This window comes from Mesorhizobium sp. CNPSo 4661 (assembly GCF_057784215.1).
Map to the genome: position 1 here is coordinate 145,214 of NZ_JBWGIO010000013.1, position 18,241 is coordinate 163,454.

Genomic DNA, 18,241 nt, shown 5'->3' on the forward strand with positions numbered 1-18,241 from the left:
CCAACGGAGAGTTCAATGAATATTCCTTCCACCTTGAAGACGACGGGACGCGGGGCCGCTTCGCTCGCACTCGTCGCCATGAGCACGGTCGCCGCCTTCGCGCAGGCCGCCGCCCCGGCAGCCACCGCCGCGGCGCCCGCCGCGCCGGCACCCGCGCTCGACACCGGCAATACCGCCTGGATGCTCACCTCGACGGCGCTGGTGCTGATGATGACCATCCCCGGCCTGGCGCTGTTCTACGGCGGCATGGTGCGCAAGAAGAACGTGCTTGCCACCATCATGCAGAGCTTCGCCGTCACCTGCCTGGTGACGGTGCTGTGGTTCATGTTCGGCTATTCGCTGGCCTTCACCACCAATGACTCCGCCACCATGAACGCCTATATCGGCGGCTTCTCACGGTTCTTCCACCACGGCATCACCGTCTCGACGCTGTGGCTGCCGGGGGTCTCGAACATTCCAGAATTCGTCTTCTCGATGTTCCAGATGACCTTTGCCATCATCACGCCTGCGCTGATCGCCGGCGCTTTCGCCGAGCGCATGAAATTCTCGGCGCTGCTGCTCTTCATGGGCCTGTGGCTGGTCTTCGTCTACGCCCCGATCGCGCACTGGGTGTGGGGCGGCGGCTTCCTCGGCACAGCTGGCGTGCTCGACTTCGCCGGCGGCACGGTCGTCCACATCAACGCCGGTGTCGCGGGCCTGGTCTGCGCGCTGGTGCTTGGCAAGCGCGAGGGCTACGGCACCACCAACATGGCGCCGCATAACCTCGTCTACTCGGTCATCGGCGCCTCGCTACTGTGGGTCGGCTGGTTCGGCTTCAACGCCGGTTCGGAACTGGCGGCCGACGGCCTCGCCGGTGCCGCGATGATGAACACGCAGGTCGCCACCGCCGCCGCGGCGCTGGCCTGGATGTTCGCCGAATGGATCGTCGCCAAGAAGCCTTCGGTGCTTGGCATCATCTCGGGCGCCGTCGCCGGCCTCGTCGCGGTGACGCCTGCTTCCGGCTTCGTCAACCCGACCGGCGCCTTCATCGTCGGCATCCTTGCCGGCGTCATCTGCTACCTGTCGGCGGTCAAGCTCAAGCATGCGCTCGGCTATGACGACTCGCTCGACGCCTTCGGCGTGCATGGCATCGGCGGTATCGTCGGCGCCCTGCTCACCGGCGCGCTGGCCGATCCGGCCATCAACGCGCTCGGCAAGGACGCTTCGGTCGGCAAGCAGCTCTACGGCATCGCCTTCACCATCCTGTGGACGGCGATCGCCACCTTCGTGATCCTCTACATCGTCAAGGCCCTGGTCGGCCTGCGTCCGTCGACCCAGGAAGAGGTGGAAGGCCTCGACGTCACCCAGCACGGCGAAGTGGTGCCGTAAGGCCACCCTTTGCCAAGGGCCGGCGGATCCTCCTCCCGCCGGCCCGAATTCCTCCCAAGATCCCGTCGTGACGCTCTCGAAAGGGGCTCACGCCTTGAGGCCCGGAACAACCTTCCGGGCCTCCTTTTTTGTTCGGCGCCCGGTCAGGAGAAGTTTCGATCACATTCACTTGATCGAGCCTGAGTGAAACATCGGCCCTCCAGATTCCGTAATGGGATTGTGGGCGTCATCAAGGCGCCCGCCAAACAAGAGGGAAGGAACCATCTGATGAACCTCAAGAACATCTTCCTGGGAGCAATGGCTCTTTCGATGATCAGCGGCGTTGCACTTGCCGGTGCTCTCGATGAGCCGGACAATATGGCTCCGTTCTTCACCGATTCCAGCATGAAGACCATGAAGCCCGAGGCCGAGTTCAAGGCCGCCTGGGCTTCGACGGCGAAGGACAAGCAGGACACGATGATGAAGGAGTGCCAGGACGCGGCAATGAGCAAGCCTCACGCCGAATTCTGCGCCAACCTGATGGCATATGCCGGCCACAAGTGATTTGCTGAAGGTCGGGTCCCGAAGGCCCGATCGTTTCGTCATTTGATGCACAGAGGTGGCGGGCCGCGCAGCCTGCCACCTTTGTTCGAGCCGAAGCCCGGTAAAGGGCCATGGTTAATGCGGCCTTAACCTTCCTCCCGATAGTCTGGCGTTCGAATCTGCCGAGGTGCGACATGCGCCCGGCCAGGCAACGATCACGGGGAAGAGCATGCGTTCAGGCGCCTCAGCACCGCTCGCGCTGACCGATACGGGGCACGGCATCCAGGCATTCGCACGGCGTCAGGTCGGGCGGCTGGTCGGCGCCGGGCTGTTCCTGTTCACCGCCTTCGGCATAGCGGCTCTGGCCACATGGAATGTCGCCGACCCGAGCTTCTCGCATGCCACCAGCAACGTCGTCACCAACGCCATGGGCTATGCCGGCGCGGTGTTCTCCGACCTCGCCATGCAGTTCTTCGGCCTTGCCGCCGTCGCGGGGCTGTTGCCGGCGGTGATCTGGGGCTTCCTTCTGTTTTCCGCGCGCGGCGTCGACAAATTGCCGAAGCGCGGCTTCGCCTGGTTCGGCTTCGCGCTCACGGCCGCGGCCATCGCCGGCTGCGTGACGCCGCCCAACACCTGGCCGCTGCCGACCGGGCTCGGCGGCGTGTTCGGCGACATGGTGCTGAAAATCCCGGGCATCGCGGTCGGCGGTTATCCGAAAGGGCTTTTCGCCACCATCATAGCGGTCATCCTCGCCGCGCCGATGTTGTGGCTGTTTGCCTATGGCTCGGCGCTGATCGCGCGCAAGAACGGCTTTGCCGTCATGGAGCGCGCCGCCCAGCCCGATCGGCGCGAGCAGGACGAGATGCTGTTCGACGAGGATGAGGACGAGGGCGACGAGGGCATCCTCGCGCTCGGCGCCGTCACCCATTGGTGGCTGTCGTTCCGGGCCTTCCTGCACCGCCGCGCCGAGCGCCGCAGGCGGGAGCGCGACGAGTTCGAACCGCCGATGGAGCCCAAGGCCAGCGCCTGGCGGCGCGCCGCCGAGCGGGTCGAATCGGCCGAGTTCGCCGAGGCCCGGATGAGCCCCGGCGGCCGCGCCCGCGTCGAGCCGGAATTCTTCGCCGCCATGGTCAATGACCGCAGCGCTTCGGTCGACCCGGCCGATCAAGACATATTCGACGACGACGAGGACGTCGACCTCGACGACTTCGACGACGAGGCGCCCGTGCAGCGGCGCGGCGCCGGCGCCAAGGTACAGAATTTCCGCTCCGATGCCGCGACCCGCGTCGCGGCGCCGGCGGCGCGACCCGTGCCGGGCGCCCGCGTCCAGCGCGAGGCGCAGACATCGCTGATCGGTTCCGACACGTTCGAGATGCCGTCGCTGCATTTCCTATCCGAGCCGAGGAACGTCGCCAAGGATCCAAGCCTGTCGAAGGACGCGCTGGAGCAGAACGCGCGCCTGCTCGAAGGCGTGCTGGAGGATTTCGGCGTCAAGGGCGAGATCATCCATGTCCGCCCCGGCCCCGTCGTCACCCTCTACGAGCTCGAGCCGGCGCCCGGCATCAAGTCCTCGCGCGTCATCGGCCTTTCCGACGATATCGCCCGCTCGATGAGCGCGATCGCCTGCCGCGTCGCCGTCGTGCCCGGCCGCAACGCCATCGGCATAGAACTGCCCAACGCCAAGCGCGAGACGGTCTATCTCAGAGAGATCATGGCCAGCCGCGATTTCGAGACGACCAAGGCCAAGCTGGCGCTGGCGCTCGGCAAGACCATCAACGGCGAGGCCGTCATCGTCGACATCGCCAAGATGCCGCACGTGCTCGTCGCCGGCACCACCGGCTCGGGCAAGTCGGTCGCCATCAACACCATGATCCTGTCGTTGCTCTACCGGCTGACGCCGCAGGAATGCCGGCTGATCATGATCGACCCGAAGATGCTGGAACTTTCCGTCTATGACGGCATCCCGCATCTCCTGACGCCGGTCGTCACCGATCCGAAGAAGGCGGTCGTCGCGCTGAAATGGACCGTGCGCGAGATGGAGGACCGCTACCGCAAGATGTCCAAGGTCGGCGTGCGCAACATCGACGGCTTCAACGCGCGCGTCAGCCAAGCGGAGAAAAAGGGCGAGAAGATCTCGCGCACGGTGCAGACCGGCTTCGACCGCCAGACCGGCGAGGCGATCTACGAGACCGAGGACCTCGATCTCGAGCCGATGCCCTATATCGTGGTCATCATCGACGAGATGGCCGACCTGATGATGGTGGCCGGCAAGGACATCGAGGGCGCGGTGCAGCGCCTGGCGCAGATGGCCCGCGCGGCCGGCATCCATGTTATCATGGCCACGCAGCGCCCGTCCGTCGACGTCATCACCGGCACGATCAAGGCCAATTTCCCGACCCGCATCTCGTTCCAGGTGACATCGAAGATCGACAGCCGCACCATCCTTGGCGAGCAGGGCGCCGAGCAGCTGCTCGGCATGGGCGACATGCTCTACATGGCCGGCGGCGGCCGCATCCAGCGCGTGCACGGCCCGTTCGTCTCGGACGACGAGGTCGAGAAGGTCGTCGGCCATCTGAAGCTGCAGGGCGTGCCGGAATATCTCGACGCCATCACCGAGGACGACGAGGAAGAGGACGACGACGGCCCGTCGGGCAAGGGCGGCTCCGGCGGCGGTGGCGGCGGCAACTTCGAGGATTCCGACGATCCCTACGACCAGGCGGTGGCGGTGGTGCTGCGCGATGGCAAGGCCTCGACCAGCTACATCCAGCGCAGGCTCGGCATCGGCTACAACCGCGCCGCCTCGATCATCGAGAAGATGGAGAAGGAAGGTATTGTCGGCCCGGCCAACCATGCCGGCAAGCGCGAGATTTTGGTGCCAACCGAAGAGGACAAATTCTAGGGTTTATCGATATTCAGGTGGGGCCGACCTGACCTGAATCTCGACAAACCCTTGGCCCGGGGAGACGCCAGCCCGGGCCAGCAGGCAACTGGAAATCATCTTGCGCGTTCAAGCGACGGGCTGTCGCCCGCGCCTTTGCGATGGGCTATCGCCCGAACTTGTCCGACGGAGCTGTCGCGCGCCCGCCAAACTTAAGCCCTACTGGGAGCCCAGATACTGCCACCATACGAATCACAGGAAGTGACCGGCATGAAGACCTCGACAGAATTCGCCCTCACCCGTCGCCAGGTGCTTGGTTTCGGCTTGATGCTTGGCGGAGCCGCCGCTCTCAACCTCGTGCCGGGCTACCAGCTCGTGGCCGCGGCGCAGGCCGCCGTGCCGCCGGCGGCGCAGAAGATCGCCGACCATTTCTCCTCGGTGAAGTCGATGAGCGGCGAGTTCGTCCAGTTCGGCCCGAAAGGCGAGCAGACCGGCGGCAAGTTCTTCCTCGAACGCCCCGGCAAGATCCGCTTCAACTATGACGGCTCCTCGAACTTCCGCGTCATCTCCGACGGCAAGTCGGTGGTGATCCTCAACAAGAAGCTCAACACCTCCGACCTCTACCCGCTATCGAAGACGCCGCTGAAGCTGCTCCTCGACGACCGGATCGACCTCTCCGGCGGGCGCGTCAAGGCCGTCAAGCAAGAGGACGACCTCACCACCATCAAGCTTTCCGACAAGTCGGTGTTCGGTAATGCGACGATCACCATGATGTTCGATCCGAAGACCTACGAACTGCGCCAGTGGACGATCACGGACGCCCAAGGGAAAGACACGACCGTGATGATCTTCAACGTCAAGGAGGGCGGCAACTTCCCCGCCGACACTTTCGCGATCGACTATACGGCGAACCGCGAGCTCAACACCAGAACGCGGTAGATTGCCAACTTGGCCGGCCGATCAGTAGCTTTCGTCATCCTAGGGTGAAGCGACGCGAAGCGGAGCGGAGACCCTAGGATCCATGCCGTTCCGCTTGCCGAAGAACGATACGGCGCAGAAGAACATCATCCTGTGCCAGCTTCAGTTTCCGAGGCCTGCAGCGTTGCAGCGCTCGTACGTCACGGCATGGATTCCAGGGTCTGCGCGCGTCGCTTCGCTCCTTGCTCCGCCCTGGAATGACGAAGTTGAGAAGGCTTTGGCCAATCTCGAAGGCTTGCGACATGCTTCGGCTTGTCTTCGTCCGCGCTCACTGGCACTAGTGCGGCGAGCTCAGCCGTCCCGGACCTCGCCGCATGCCCTTCACCATCGCCACCTGGAACATCAACTCCGTGCGCCTGCGCATGCCGATCGTCGAGCGGCTCCTGAAGGAGCACGCGCCCGATGTGCTGTGCCTGCAGGAGACCAAGGTTCCCGACGAGCTGTTCCCGGAAAAAGCCTTCCGCAAGGCGGGCTACGAGCACATCCTGTTCCACGGCCAGAAGGGTTATCACGGCGTCGCCACCGTCGCCCGCCGGCCGATCGAGCTGGTGGAGAAGCGGCGGTTCTGCGAGATCGACGACAGCCGGCATCTGTCTGTCAGGGTCCAGGCGGGCGGCAAGTCGGTGCTGGTGCACAATTTCTACGTGCCGGCCGGCGGCGACGAGCCGGATCCGGAGATCAACCGCAAATTCCGGCACAAGCTCGATTTCGTCCATGAGATGAACGGCATGCCGGCGAGCCAGGACGAGCTATCCGCGTCGATCCTGGTCGGCGACCTGAACATCGCGCCGCAGGAGCATGACGTCTGGTCGCACAAGCAGTTGCTCAACGTCGTCAGCCATACGCCGGTCGAGACGACAAATTTCGAGGCGATGCGCGAGGCCGGCGGCTGGGTCGACCTGATGCGGCTCAACGTGCCTGCAGAACAGAAACTCTACACCTGGTGGAGCTATCGCGCGAAGGACTGGGAGGCATCCAACCGCGGCCGCCGCCTCGACCATGTCTGGTCGTCCGCCAACCTGGTGCCGAATTTCGCCGGCTACGAGATCCTGCAGGCGGCGCGCGGCTGGGAGAAGCCGTCCGACCATGTGCCGGTTATTGCGCGGTTCGATTTGGATTAGGCGAGTGGTGGCGGATGGGCGTCTGCCTTTGCGGTCGTCATTCTAGGGTCTGCGCGCGTCGCTTCGCTCCTTGCTCCGCGCTAGAATGACGAAGTCGCTCCTGCGCTGTTTCGCCAGGCCTAAAGCAGGTCGCGTGAAAAAGAATTCACGCGACCTGCTTTAAGTTTTTGATTTTAAGCATGTCTTTGTCCCGAAACCGGGCCCACTTTCGGGAGACATGCTTTAACCCGTAAATCGCGGCGCCAGTTTCTCAATGCGGGCGATCATCTGCTGGAACTCCTCCAGGATGCGCTCATGCAGCAGCACAGCGATCTCCGGATATTCTTCCAGGATTCGGTGGAACATCTTGCGGCTCAATCGGATCACTTCCGAATCGACCGCGGCGGAGGCGCTGGTCAGCCGGTTGGTGTCGGCGATCAGCGCCAGTTCGCTCAGCATGGTGCCCGGGCCTGCCGTACCGATCGGGACGCGTTCACCGCCCAGCTCCCGATAGAGTGCGATCAAGCCGCTGACTACAATGTAGGCAGAGTCAGCGACGTCGTCCTCGCGGTAGAGCTTATGGTCGGCCTGGAGCACCGTGGTCTCGGCGCCGAAGGCGAGCAGGCGCAGCTGTTCCTGCGTGAAGCCCTGGAAAAGCTTCACGCTGGACAGGATTTGGATGTCGTCATCCAGCGCCATCCTAGCTGTGTCCCCGAGCGGTCAGTCCAGTCCCTCCTTTGGAGCGGCGCGTTCTAAAAGGACGCGCGAGAAACGCTCCAACACTAACAGCCTGCACACCGTGCGAGGCATCCATCGAGCCGATCCATCACCCTCCAGTATCAGGATCGTACCCGAAGCGGTCCCGCCCCGACCGCTCATTCTGTTGGTTCTGACGCAATTCCGGACGGAAAACCGCCTCACACTTTTCCTGGAATTGCTCTAGATCATGAAATGTTTAAGGAACCAGCTTGTAGCCGCCGCTTTCTGTCACAAGAATTTCGGCATTGGAAGGATCACGCTCGATCTTCTGGCGCAACCGGTAGACATGGGTCTCCAGCGTGTGCGTGGTGACGCCGGAATTGTAGCCCCAGACCTCTTCCAGCAGCACGTCGCGCGTCACCACCTTCTGGTCGGCGCGGTAGAGATACTTGATGATCGAGGCTTCCTTCTCGGTCAGCCGCACCTTGGCGCCGCGCGGATCGATGAGCAGCTTCTGGCTCGGCTTGAACGTATAGGGGCCGACGGAGAAGGTGGCGTCCTCGCTCTGCTCGTGCTGGCGAAGCTGGGCGCGGATGCGCGCGAGCAGCACGGCGAAGCGGAAAGGCTTGGTCACATAATCGTTGGCGCCGGCCTCGAGACCCAGAATCGTGTCGGAATCGGTGTCATGGCCGGTCAGCATGATGATCGGCGCCTTGTAGCCGCCCTTGCGCAGGATTTTCACCGCCTCGCGGCCATCCATGTCGGGCAGGCCGACATCCATGATGAGCAGGTCGACGACGCCGCCGCGCGCCGTGGCAACGCCTTTTGCGGCGGTCGATTCCTGCTGGACGTCGAATTCTTCGTAGAGCGCCAGTTGCTCAACCAGGGTGGCGCGCAGGTCGTCGTCGTCATCGACGATCAGGATGGTGCGTGATGTCATGGATCAATCCGTTGTTTTAAAAAGAATATTCAGTTGACCTCCCCCCATTTATGCGGAAGCTCACCGGCGCAACAGCCGATCACAGTGATTTGTTCCGTGACACAATCATACAAGAAAAAACGCGCGCGCAATGAGGCGGGCGCATTTTTGCCGAAAGGCCTGAGGGTTTTGGTCGTGCGCGCCCGGCCCGGCAACCCCGCGCAGGGCTTCCTGCAAGCCGGCAAAACGGTGTTTCCCTGCGCCCTGGGGCGCAGCGGCATCACTGCCAACAAGCATGAAGGGGATGGCGCGACGCCGCTGGCGTCGATGCGCATCCTGTCAGGCTATTTTCGGGGCGATCATTTTCCGGGCGGGCGCAGGACAAAGGTGCCGATGGCGCCGGTCGGTCCGGATCTCGGCTGGTGCGAGGTGCCGGACGACCGCAACTACAATCGCCCAGTGAAGATCCCTTATGGCGCGAGTCATGAGCGGATGAAGCGCGACGACCGGCTCTACGATGTCTGCCTGGTGCTCGACTGGAACATCGCGCCGCGCCGGCGCGGGCGCGGCAGCGCGATCTTCTTCCATCTGGCCCGGCCGGACTTCACCCCGACCCAAGGCTGTGTGGCGGTGACGGCGCGTACCATGGCGAGGCTGCTTCCGTTGCTGTCGGATAGGACGGTGGTGAGGGTGGTTAGATAGGCAGTAGGGAGTAGGGAGTAGGGAGTAGGGAGTAGGGAGTAGGGGGATGCGTCCGCCTGCCCTACTGCCTAGTCCCTATTGCCTACTGCCTAATCCCTACTGCCTCTTTCCCGGTTTCTGCCAACCCGTGCCGAGCAGCCCGATCTCGCGAAGCTCCCGGTCCATCGTCTTCGAGATGTCGCGGCGCCCGGCGCCGATGTCGCGCAGCTGGTTGTCGGAGAGGTCTTCGACCGACTCCTGGGGGAGCCGGGCGGCGACGCGAGCCTGGCGCAGCCAATCGCGTGCCGAACGCAGCCAAAGGGTGAGGCTGGAAGTGGATTCCAAAGGGGTGCAGGGCTTCAGGGCGATATCAGACATGGCTCTATCCGTGTTTCTCCGGATATCAAATCCGGTTTGATGGTGTTTCGATGAGGCCATCATGCCGGATTGAAAACCAAACGAGAAACGAGTAGTTCTTTTCTGATCATCAAGTTTTATTTGGAGATCGCATGGCCAGGCTGCTGCCCGGGACGCGCGCGCTGCGGACGTTCGAAGCGGCCGCCAGGCATCTCAACTTCACCCGCGCCGCCGACGAGCTCGGCCTGACCCCGGCGGCGGTCAGCCATCAGATCAAGGAAATCGAGGACCAGCTCGATCTGGTGCTGTTCACGCGCACCAGCCGCACCATCCGGCTGACCGAAGCGGGCAACGTGTTGCTGGAGGCTTCGGTCGATGCGCTAGACCTGCTCAACCGCGCCGTCAGCCGCGCCCGCAAGATGACGCGCGGCACGGCACTGCTGAAGGTGACGCTCGACGCGCAGTTCGCGACGAAATGGCTGATGCGGCGGGTCGACGACTTCCGCCAGCAGAAGCCGGGCATCGAGCTGCGCTTCGACATCACCTACGATGTCCGGGATTTCGACCTCGACGACGTCGATATTGGCATCCGCTTCGGCACCGGCAGATATCCGGGGCTCGCCGCGCACCGACTGTTCGAGAACATCATCATCCCGGTCTGCAGCCCGGCGCTGCTGGCGTCAGGTCCGCCGCTGAAGGAGCCACGCGATCTCTTCAACCATACGCTCGCTCACATCGAATGGTCGCGGCAGGGCGTGACATGGCCGAACTGGCGTATGTGGATGCAGGCGGCCGGCGTCGACGATTTCGACGACAGCCGCACGCTGGTGTTCAGGTCCTCGACCGACGCCACGCAGGCGGCGCTCGACGGCAACGCGGTGGCGCTGGCCGATTTCGCCATGGTCGCCAGCGACCTCTCGCAAGGACGGCTGGTGCAGCCTTTCGAGCTCGGCATCAAGGTGGCGCCCGACTTTGCCTATTTCCTGGTCTATCCCGAGGCCGTGAAGGACGACGCGCGCGTCGTCGCTTTCCGCGAATGGCTTACCGAGGAAGCGGCAAGGACGCCGACGTGAAGGCGCGTCGATATTCAGGTGAGGCCGGCCTGCAAAAGTCGGTTTCCTGCGCTTCCGGTGCTCACGTACTTTAAGTACGCTCCGCTCCGGCCTTCGCCGGCCGAAGCCCTCATAAGGGTCTCCGCTCCATGAAGGCTACGGCCGGCGTAGGCCGGTTCTCAGAAACCGCCATTTTCGGCTCGGCCTGACCTGAATCTCAACCCGCCTCAAGCTGCGGGCGCGGCGGGCGCGCCAAACCAGCCGATGACGGCGCCGATGATCAGCATCACGCCCAGCCAGTGACCGGCATCGATCAGCGTCAGGGCCCAGCCGAAGCCTTCATAGCGATGGTTGACGGTGAGCGTGGTGGCGATGAAGCCGAGCCAGAGCACGAAGCCGAACAGCAATCCCGCGATCGGGTTCGGCTCGCCGCCGGTTATCGCACCCACCACCAGTGTCAGGACAAGCGCCATGATCAGCTCGGCGACGAAGCTGACGACGAACGGAACGGCCGAGCGTTTCATGGTGGCCGGGTCGAGCTTGGCCGCCTTCAGCCAGGGCTTGCTCAAGCCCATGTACCAGGCGGCACCGAACAACCATGCGACGACAGCGGCGGCGACCACCGCCAGCCAGTTCACGACCGAAAAATCCATGCTTTCCCCTCCAGATCGAAATGCGATGGAACGCTTGTTCGCTCATCCCGTCAAGCAAGGCGCCAGACGGTCGTGCGCTTGACCTCGGCATCCTCCAGCACGCGCGTCACCGGAACCTGGTAGACGGCGAGCGATTCCAGCCCGGTCCTGGGAAGGTAGGCTCGGCCCGGATCGCCGACGAGGATCTCGGCGCCGCGCGCCCGCAGGCTGGCGAACCAGGGCAGCAAGCTGTCGGCGAAAGCCTTGTCGTAGAAGACGTCGCCGGCAAGCACGACGTCCCAGCCGTCGTCGGAGCCGACGCAATCCGCGCCGAGGAATTGCCCTTCGACGGCATTGGCTTCGAGGTTGAGCGCGATCGCCGTCTCGCAGAACGGGTCGATGTCGGCGGCGATCACCTGCTTCGCGCCGGCTTTCATTGCGGCGATGGCGACGAGGCCTGAACCGGAGGCGAAATCGAGCACGCGCCTGCCGCGCACGGTTTCGGGATGGTCGAGCACATACCGGGCGAGACCCTGGCCGCCGGCCCAGGCAAAAGCCCAGAAGGGCGGGGGCAAGCCAATTGCGGCCAGCTCCTCCTCGGTGCGCAGCCACAATTCATGCGCCTCGTCGGCGAGATGCAAAATGACTTCCGGCACATGCGGCGGCGCCATTAGCGCCGTGTTGTCGAGGATGAACTTTTTCGCGCTCTTCGGCGTGAGCTTCGTCACGGTGCCGGGTTGAGCTCGGCCATGCGGCAGACCTCTTTCCACTCGGCCGGCGTCACCGGCTGCACGGAAAGCCGGCCAAGCCGGACCAGCGCCATCTCGGCGAGCTTGGGATTGGCCTTGACCTGTTCAAGCGTCACCGGCTTCGGCACGTCCTTGAAGGCGCGGATGTCGACGCATTCCCAGCGCGGATCGTCGGTGGTGGTGTCGGGGTGCGCTAGCGCGCAGACCTCGGCGATACCGACGATGTCGAGCCCCTCATTGGAGTGATAGAAGAAGCCGAGATCGCCGATCTGCATCGCTTTCATGTTGTTGCGGGCGGCATAGTTGCGCACGCCGTCCCATTGCGTGCCGGCCTTGCCCTTGGCCTTCAGCGCCTCGAAGGAAAAGACCGAAGGTTCGGACTTGAACAGCCAGTAGTTCATATCTCTTGTCCCATCGCTTGCCGCCACGCATGGCGTTCCCATCTATGCTTACCCTCTCGCCCTTGCCGCGGCGAGAGCAGCGAACGATCATGCGCCGGCGGGCTTCTGGAACACCCAGTTCCACGGACGGATCTGGACGCTTTCGAACAGGCCGGCTTTGGCATAAGGATCGGCGGCAGCCAGGGCTTGGGCGCCAGCCATGTCGGGCGCCTCGATCATCACCAGGCTGCCGTCCGGCTTGCCGTCGGCGTCGAGGAAGGGACCGGCAAAGGCAAGCCTGCCTTCGCCGATCAGACCTTCCAGGAACGCCGCATGCGCCGGCCGCGTGTCGACGCGCAGCTGCAGGCTGCCGGGCTTGTCCTTGCAAATCAACGCAAACAGCATTTTTTCACTCCGAGGGTTCAGATGTCGGTTTCGGTCTTGAGCGGGCGTGTCATCAGCGCGGTCACGGCCTGGCCGATGGTCACCTTGCCGTCGAGGATGGCAGCGACGGCGGAAATGATCGGCGCTTCGATGCCGCGCTCGGCGGCGATGCGGGCGGCAATGCCCGCCGTCGGCACGCCTTCGGCCAGAGGCAGGCCGGCAAGCGGCTTGCCCTGGCCGAGCGCCAGGCCGTAGGCGAAGTTGCGGGACTGCGCTGACGAACAGGTGAGCAAGAGGTCGCCGAGGCCTGAAAGCCCCATCAGCGTCTCCGGCCTGGCGCCGAAGGCGGCGCCGATGCGGCGCAATTCGACGAAGCCACGCGTCACCATGGCGGCCTGGGCGCTGGCGCCAAGCCCGGCGCCGGTGACGGCACCGGCGGCGATGGCAAAGACGTTCTTCAGCGCGCCACCGATTTCGACGCCGATCAGGTCGTCGCTGGAATAGCAGCGCAGGTTTTCCGCCGAAAAGCGGGCGGCGAGCTCTGCCGCCAGATCGCCATCGCGGGCAGCGACCACCACGGCCGTCGGCAGGCCGCGCGCGACGTCGCTGGCGAAGCTCGGACCGGACAGCGCTGCGACCGGATTGCCCGGCAGGCTTTCCGCGACGATCGCCGAGAGCAGCGCGCCGGTATCGCGCTCGATGCCTTTGGCGCAAAGCACAAGCGGCACGCCCTTCGGCACGTGGCCGGCGGCGGCAGCCAGCACCGCGCGCAGCGACTGCGCCGGCGTGACCGCAAGCACGCAGTCGGCGCCGTCGAGGGCGGCAGCCATATCGCTGGTGGCCGCGATGCCGGGCGCGATCCTGATGCCGGGCAGATAGCGCGGGTTCTCGCCGCGGGCGACGGCAGCGACGGTTTCGGTGTCGCGCGCATAGAGCCGGACATCATGGCCGGCGCGCAGCATGGCAAGCGCCAGCGCCGTGCCCCAGGCGCCGCCGCCAAGCACCGCCACGCGCCAGTTGCCGATGGATCGCTTGGAGGTCATGCCTTGGCACCGCGCCGGCCAGAGCCGACCAGTGGTGCCGAAACGCTGTCCAGCGGCCAGCGCGAACGCGGCACGAAATCGGCGGTGTTCTCGTCGGCGATGCCGGCGCGCAGCCGCTCGATGCCGGCCCAGGCGATCATCGCCGCGTTGTCGGTGCAGAGTTTTTGCGGCGGCGCGATGAAGGCGAAGCCGGCTTCAGAACAAAGCGTTTCAAGCGTCACCTTGATCGTGCGGTTGGCGGCAACGCCGCCGGCGACGACCAGCGCCGGCTTTGCCTGGCCGGGGAATTCCTGGCGGAAGCGGGCAAGGGCGCGGCCGACACGGTCGCCCAGCGCGTCGGCCACCGCCGCCTGGAAAGAGGCGCAGATGTCGGCGACGTCCTGGTCGCTGAGCGGCGCGATGGCGGTTGCCGCCTGGCGCACCGCCGTCTTCAGGCCCGAGAAGGAGAAATCCGGTTGCGCCGAGCCCTTCATCGGACGCGGAAAGGCGAAACGGCGGAGATCGCCGCTGGCGGCGGCCTTCTCGACATTCGGTCCGCCGGGATAGGGCAGGCCGAGCATCTTGGCGGTCTTGTCGAAGGCTTCGCCCAACGCATCGTCGATGGTGGTCGCCCAGCGCTGGTAGTCGCCAACGCCGCGCACCGCGACGATCTGGGTGTGGCCGCCGGAGACGAGCAGCAGCAGATAGGGGAAGTCGAGACCGTCGGTCAGCCGCGCCGTCAGCGCGTGGCCTTCGAGGTGATTGATGGCGATCAGGGGCTTGCCGGCGGCGGCGGCGATCGCCTTGGCGGTCATCAGGCCGACGATCAGCCCGCCGACCAGGCCCGGCCCCGCCGTCGCGGCGATCGCGTCGACCTCGTCGAGAGAGACGGACGAGTCGGCAAGTGCTGCCTCGACGATGCCGTCCAGCGCCTCGACATGGGCGCGCGCGGCGATCTCGGGCACGACGCCGCCGAAGGCCGCGTGCTCCTCGATCTGGCTGAGCACGATATTGGACAGGATTTCGGGCGCAGCGGTGCCGTCCAGCGCCACCACGCTGGCCGCCGTCTCGTCGCAACTCGTCTCAATGCCCAGAACGCGGATCAATTGGTCGCTGTCCATAAAGATTGTGTCACCGGAGGTCTGTCGATATTCAGGTGATGCCAGCCCGCAAGTGGTGGCTTTCTGCGCTTCCGGCGCTCACGTACTACAGTACGCTCCGCTCCGGTTCTCGGAAGCCACCACCTTCGGCTCGGCCTGACCTGAATTTCGACAGACCTCGGTCAACGACGGGGGTTATCACGGACCGCGCGCCATGCAAACTTTGAAAATCGGAACACGCGGCAGCCCGCTGGCGCTCGCCCAGGCGCATGAGACGCGGGCGCGGCTGATGCAGGCGCATGGGCTGCCCGAGCAGGCATTCGAAGTGATGCCGATCTCGACAAGCGGCGACCGCATCCAGGACCGGCCGCTGTCGGAGGCCGGCGGCAAGGGCCTGTTCACCAAGGAAATCGAGGAAGCGCTGCTCGACGGCCGCATCGACATCGCCGTGCATTCGTCGAAGGATATGCCGACCGTGCTGCCCGGCGGGTTGGAGCTTACCACCTTCCTGCCGCGCGAGGACGCCCGCGACGCCTTCATAGGCAAGACCGTGAAGCGAATCGCCGACCTGCCGCATGGCGCGACCGTCGGATCGTCGTCGCTTCGCCGCCAGGCGCTGCTTCGCCGCATGCGGCCGGATTTCGAGGTGGTGATGTTCCGCGGCAATGTGCAGACCAGGCTGCGCAAGCTGGACGAGGGCGTCGCCGAGGGCACCATCCTCGCCTATGCCGGGCTGAAGCGGCTCGGGCTCGAACATGTCGTCACCGACCTGATGTCATTGGAGGATTTTCCGCCGGCGCCGGGGCAAGGCGCGATCGGCATCGAAACGCGCATCGGCGATCGCGATGTCGAGAGAATGCTGGCGGCGATCCATCACGTGCCGACGGGCCAGGCATTGGCGTGCGAGCGCGCCTTCCTCGCCGCGCTCGACGGCTCGTGCCGCACGCCGATCGCCGGCCATGCGACGGTATCGGGCGAGAAACTGTCCTTCACCGGGCTGATCATCTCACCCGACGGCACGGAATCGCACGAGGTCCGGCTGGAAGGCGAGGCCGCGGACGCTGCCGAGATCGGCCTCGACGCCGCGCGGACGGTGCGCGCCAGGGCTGGTGCTAAATTCTTCGACGGCTGGGCCTGACATGGTCCGCGTCCTGGTGACGAGGCCGGAACCCGGCGCGTCGCGCACGGCACGACGCCTCGAAACCCTGGGATTTCAGCCCGTCCTGCTGCCGCTGACGGAGACGAGCGCATTGCCTGCCGAGGTGACCATCGGCGGCGATCCCGTCGCGGTCGCCGTCACCAGCGCCAATGCGGTGCGGCATGCGCCGAAAGTGCTGATCGCGGCGCTTGCAAACCTGCCCTGCCACGCGGTTGGAAAAAGGACGGCCGAAGCCTGCCGCGCAGCGGGATTTGTGTCCGTCACGGATGGTCCGGGCGATGCCGAGGCGCTGGCCGACGCCATCGCCGACGGCCTTGCCGGCAAGGCAATCGTGTATTTGTGCGGCCGCATCCGCTTCCCGGGATTCGAGCAACGGCTGGCGGCGGCCGGCGCGCATGTCCAGGCGATCGAGACTTACGACACGGTCGGGATCGACTATGGCGATGCCGACGTGGTCGGCCGCCTCTCGGACCATCCGGTCGAGGCCGCGCTGCTTTATTCGGTCAAGGCCAGCGCCGCGCTGGTCAAGCTGATAGCCCGGCCGGCTTTGCAGCATCTTTTTGAAAAAACGGAATTTTTGATGCTCTCCGCGCGCGTCGCCGAGCCGTTAGATAGGGTCGCTGGGCGCAGGATCCAGATCGCGCTGCAACCGGATGAGGATGCGCTTCTCGCGCTTTTGTCGCAACCGCGCTAGGCCGCGTCATCACACCGCCCCTTTTCACCGCTTGGTGATGTGCTAGAGCATCCCCTGGACCCTTTGAACCATCCCCAAGCCAGTTCGCGGAGCCCAAGCATGGTCAAGACGCCGAAGATGCGACATTCGAAGACCCGGCGCGAGCCGGTGACCATCGAACTCGAGCCCGGCGCCGTCTCGCGAATCACCGACGAGGATGCCGCCAAGGCCGAGGCCAATGCCGCGCAGACCGACGAGGCGAAGGCTGAGGAGGCCGTCGCCGCTTCGCAGCCGGAGGCGCCGGAAGAGCCGATCCATGCCGAGCAGGCCGATATCGAGCCGTGGGAGCATAGCGACGCCACGCAGGCAGCGGCCGACAAGCCCGAGGCCGGCAAGGACGAGCCGGAGGCGCCGTATCCCGGCGGCTCCGATGCCCCGAAGAGCCAGGCCAAGGGCTTCGAGTACAATTTCGAGGACGCGTCCGCTGCCGGCGTTGCCGCTTCGGCAACGAAATCAAGCGAGACACGGGGTGAGGATCGCGTGCTGCAGCCATCGCGCAAGACCGGCGTCAACGCCATCGCCGCGGGCGTCATTGGCGGCGTGATCGCGCTTGCCGGCGCCGGCCTGCTGCAGTCGGTCGGCCTGCTCGGCGCGCCGGGGTCGGGCGGCGGATCGCTCGACGGCGTCAATGGCGAGCTCGCTTCGCTGAAGAGCGAAATCGCGGCGCTGAAGGAAAGCGGCGACACCGGCGCGTCCGCCAAGGTCGACGGTCTTTCCTCGGCGCTCGAGCAGGTCAAGGCCGATATCGCGGCGCTGAAATCCACCGCAGGACAGAGCGGCGACGGCACGGCCCTCAAGGCGCTCGGCGACAAGGTCGGCCAGATCGAGACGACCCTCGCCGACCTGCAGAAGAACGGTAACGCGGCGCCCGTCGATCTCGGTCCGCTCAACGAGAAGATCGCCGGGCTCGACGCATTGGTGAAATCGACCGGTGACGCGGCCAAGGCCGAGGACGGCCGGGTCACGGCGCTGGAGCAATCCGTGTCGCAGCTTTCCGGCAAGGTCGAGGCGCAGGCCTCGCAGCCCAAGATCGCACTGGCGATCGCCGCCTCGGCGCTGAAATCGGCGCTCGACCGCGGTGCGCCATTCGCGACCGAACTCGACACCTTCGCTGCGATCGCGCCGGATGCGCCTGAGCTCGCGGCGCTGCGCTCCTATGCCGAGAAGGGCGTGCCGACCCGCGCCACCATCGCTTCGGAAGCCGATGCCGCCGCCAATGCCATGATCGAGGCGGCAAAGCCCGTCGACCAGAATGCCGGTTTCTTCCAGAGCCTGGTGTCGAGCGCGGAATCGCTGGTCAAGGTGCGGCCGGTCGGCGCCGTCGAAGGCAAGGGCGCGCCGGAAACCGTGGCCCGCATGGAAGTGGCGATCAATCAGGGCGACTACGCCAAGGCGCTCAGCGAGTATGACACGCTGCCCGACGCGGCAAAGGCGGCCGGCGCCGATTTTGCCGGCAAACTGAAGGCGCGGCTGGAGGTCGAGAAGCAGCTCGAAGCGCTGATTGCCGGCGCGACGAAGGCGTGAGGAC

At 65.2% G+C, this 18,241-nt stretch carries 19 protein-coding genes; 10 read left to right on the plus strand and 9 right to left on the minus strand.

Annotated elements, in window-relative coordinates; translation table 11 throughout:
* The first annotated feature begins 33 nt into the window (after nucleotides 1-33).
* From AC0YKC_RS20890 to xth, 5 genes are all read left to right on the plus strand, one after another.
* Nucleotides 34-1,368, plus strand: coding sequence for an ammonium transporter (locus AC0YKC_RS20890; RefSeq protein WP_488512439.1), 1,335 nt, complete (start codon nucleotides 34-36; stop codon nucleotides 1,366-1,368).
* 267 nt (nucleotides 1,369-1,635) lie between these two features.
* Nucleotides 1,636-1,911 (plus strand): hypothetical protein, encoded by a 276-nt coding sequence (locus AC0YKC_RS20895; protein WP_320298875.1) that lies wholly within the window; start codon nucleotides 1,636-1,638, stop codon nucleotides 1,909-1,911.
* 208 nt (nucleotides 1,912-2,119) lie between these two features.
* The gene (locus AC0YKC_RS20900; RefSeq protein WP_488512378.1) at nucleotides 2,120-4,789 is read left to right on the plus strand and encodes a DNA translocase FtsK; all 2,670 of its coding nucleotides are present in this window, start codon (nucleotides 2,120-2,122) and stop codon (nucleotides 4,787-4,789) included.
* A 249-nt stretch (nucleotides 4,790-5,038) separates the two neighbouring features.
* On the plus strand, nucleotides 5,039-5,707 hold the full coding sequence (locus AC0YKC_RS20905; RefSeq protein WP_320298873.1) for an outer membrane lipoprotein carrier protein LolA: 669 nt from the start codon (nucleotides 5,039-5,041) through the stop codon (nucleotides 5,705-5,707).
* Nucleotides 5,708-6,060: 353 nt separating this feature from the next.
* Nucleotides 6,061-6,867, plus strand: a complete 807-nt coding sequence (xth, locus tag AC0YKC_RS20910) for an exodeoxyribonuclease III (RefSeq protein ID WP_320298872.1) — start codon at nucleotides 6,061-6,063, stop codon at nucleotides 6,865-6,867.
* A gap of 222 nt (nucleotides 6,868-7,089) precedes the next feature.
* Here xth and AC0YKC_RS20915 read toward each other — a convergent pair whose 3' ends face one another.
* The gene (locus tag AC0YKC_RS20915) at nucleotides 7,090-7,545 is read right to left on the minus strand and encodes a cyclic nucleotide-binding domain-containing protein (RefSeq protein WP_320297468.1); all 456 of its coding nucleotides are present in this window, start codon (nucleotides 7,543-7,545) and stop codon (nucleotides 7,090-7,092) included.
* Between the two features lie 256 nt (nucleotides 7,546-7,801).
* Entirely contained in the window at nucleotides 7,802-8,485 is a 684-nt protein-coding gene (locus tag AC0YKC_RS20920) for a response regulator transcription factor (RefSeq protein ID WP_320297469.1), read from the minus strand.
* An 84-nt stretch (nucleotides 8,486-8,569) separates the two neighbouring features.
* Here AC0YKC_RS20920 and AC0YKC_RS20925 point away from each other — a divergent pair, with 84 nt between their 5' ends.
* A complete protein-coding gene (locus tag AC0YKC_RS20925) occupies nucleotides 8,570-9,166 on the plus strand; it encodes a L,D-transpeptidase family protein (RefSeq protein ID WP_488512440.1) in 597 nt (198 codons plus the stop codon).
* 96 nt (nucleotides 9,167-9,262) lie between these two features.
* Here the strand turns inward: AC0YKC_RS20925 and AC0YKC_RS20930 are convergent, their stop codons facing one another.
* Complete coding sequence (locus AC0YKC_RS20930) at nucleotides 9,263-9,523, minus strand: hypothetical protein (protein WP_488512380.1); 261 nt, start codon at nucleotides 9,521-9,523, stop codon at nucleotides 9,263-9,265.
* 131 nt (nucleotides 9,524-9,654) lie between these two features.
* Here AC0YKC_RS20930 and gcvA point away from each other — a divergent pair, with 131 nt between their 5' ends.
* Nucleotides 9,655-10,575 (plus strand): transcriptional regulator GcvA, encoded by a 921-nt coding sequence (gene gcvA, locus AC0YKC_RS20935; protein ID WP_488512381.1) that lies wholly within the window; start codon nucleotides 9,655-9,657, stop codon nucleotides 10,573-10,575.
* A 206-nt stretch (nucleotides 10,576-10,781) separates the two neighbouring features.
* Here gcvA and AC0YKC_RS20940 read toward each other — a convergent pair whose 3' ends face one another.
* The 6 genes from AC0YKC_RS20940 to tsaD form a co-directional block, all read right to left on the minus strand.
* Entirely contained in the window at nucleotides 10,782-11,207 is a 426-nt protein-coding gene (locus tag AC0YKC_RS20940; RefSeq protein WP_488512382.1) for a DUF1761 domain-containing protein, read from the minus strand.
* Between the two features lie 50 nt (nucleotides 11,208-11,257).
* Complete coding sequence (locus AC0YKC_RS20945; protein WP_488512383.1) at nucleotides 11,258-11,914, minus strand: class I SAM-dependent methyltransferase; 657 nt, start codon at nucleotides 11,912-11,914, stop codon at nucleotides 11,258-11,260.
* Nucleotides 11,911-12,336, minus strand: a complete 426-nt coding sequence (locus AC0YKC_RS20950; RefSeq protein ID WP_040991460.1) for an EVE domain-containing protein — start codon at nucleotides 12,334-12,336, stop codon at nucleotides 11,911-11,913. The genes AC0YKC_RS20945 and AC0YKC_RS20950 overlap by 4 nt, the downstream gene beginning before the upstream one ends.
* Before the next feature lie 87 nt (nucleotides 12,337-12,423).
* Entirely contained in the window at nucleotides 12,424-12,720 is a 297-nt protein-coding gene (locus AC0YKC_RS20955) for a YciI-like protein (RefSeq protein ID WP_320297475.1), read from the minus strand.
* Nucleotides 12,721-12,737: 17 nt separating this feature from the next.
* Entirely contained in the window at nucleotides 12,738-13,742 is a 1,005-nt protein-coding gene (locus tag AC0YKC_RS20960; protein WP_488512384.1) for an NAD(P)H-dependent glycerol-3-phosphate dehydrogenase, read from the minus strand.
* A complete protein-coding gene (tsaD, locus tag AC0YKC_RS20965; RefSeq protein WP_488512441.1) occupies nucleotides 13,739-14,824 on the minus strand; it encodes a tRNA (adenosine(37)-N6)-threonylcarbamoyltransferase complex transferase subunit TsaD in 1,086 nt (361 codons plus the stop codon). The genes AC0YKC_RS20960 and tsaD overlap by 4 nt, the downstream gene beginning before the upstream one ends.
* Nucleotides 14,825-15,035: 211 nt before the next feature.
* Between tsaD and hemC the strand changes: the two genes are divergently transcribed.
* The 3 genes from hemC (at nucleotide 15,036) to AC0YKC_RS20980 (ending at nucleotide 18,237) form a co-directional block, all read left to right on the plus strand.
* Complete coding sequence (gene hemC / locus AC0YKC_RS20970) at nucleotides 15,036-15,959, plus strand: hydroxymethylbilane synthase (protein WP_320297477.1); 924 nt, start codon at nucleotides 15,036-15,038, stop codon at nucleotides 15,957-15,959.
* Between the two features lies 1 nt (nucleotide 15,960).
* Nucleotides 15,961-16,674 (plus strand): uroporphyrinogen-III synthase, encoded by a 714-nt coding sequence (locus AC0YKC_RS20975; RefSeq protein ID WP_488512385.1) that lies wholly within the window; start codon nucleotides 15,961-15,963, stop codon nucleotides 16,672-16,674.
* Nucleotides 16,675-16,773: 99 nt separating this feature from the next.
* The gene (locus tag AC0YKC_RS20980) at nucleotides 16,774-18,237 is read left to right on the plus strand and encodes a COG4223 family protein (RefSeq protein WP_488512386.1); all 1,464 of its coding nucleotides are present in this window, start codon (nucleotides 16,774-16,776) and stop codon (nucleotides 18,235-18,237) included.
* The last annotated feature ends 4 nt before the right edge of the window (nucleotides 18,238-18,241 follow it).